The sequence below is a fragment of the Pseudomonas sp. UBA3153 genome (genome assembly GCF_002364635.1).
Lineage (GTDB): Bacteria > Pseudomonadota > Gammaproteobacteria > Pseudomonadales > Pseudomonadaceae > Pseudomonas_O > Pseudomonas_O kuykendallii.
On sequence record NZ_DEYR01000070.1, the window covers coordinates 5,787 to 6,230 of the forward strand.

The 444-nt window shown below is 72.5% G+C and carries 1 protein-coding gene; it reads left to right on the top strand.

The genetic code is table 11. The features are described from left to right. The coding region (locus B2X67_RS16060; protein ID WP_286786094.1) for an LrgB family protein at positions 1–444 on the top strand (444 nt) is incomplete at both ends.

Sequence of the window (444 nt, forward strand, 5' to 3'; positions counted from 1 at the left end):
TGCTGCTGGCGGTGGCGATCCCGCTGCACACCGCCTACGCCGAATACTCCAGCAACACGCACCTGCTCGTGCTGTTGCTCGGCCCGGCCACCGTGGCCTTCGCCGTGCCGATCTGGCAGCAGCGCGCGCTGCTGGTACGGCACTGGCCCGCGCTGTCGCTGGGCATGCTCGCCGGCAGCACCGTGGCCATCCTCAGCTCCTGGTGGCTGGCCAATGCGCTGGCGCTGGAGAGCCCCGTCAGCCTGTCGCTGGTGCCGCGCTCGATCACCACGCCGTTCGCCATGCCGATCGCCACCGGCCTGGGCGGCGTGCCGGAACTGACGGCGATCTTCGTGATGCTGACCGGCGTGTTCGGCGCGCTGGTCGGCGGCCTGCTGCTGAAGTGGCTGCCGCTGCGCAGCGCGCTGGCCCGCGGCGCGCTGTTCGGCGTCGGCGCGCACGGTG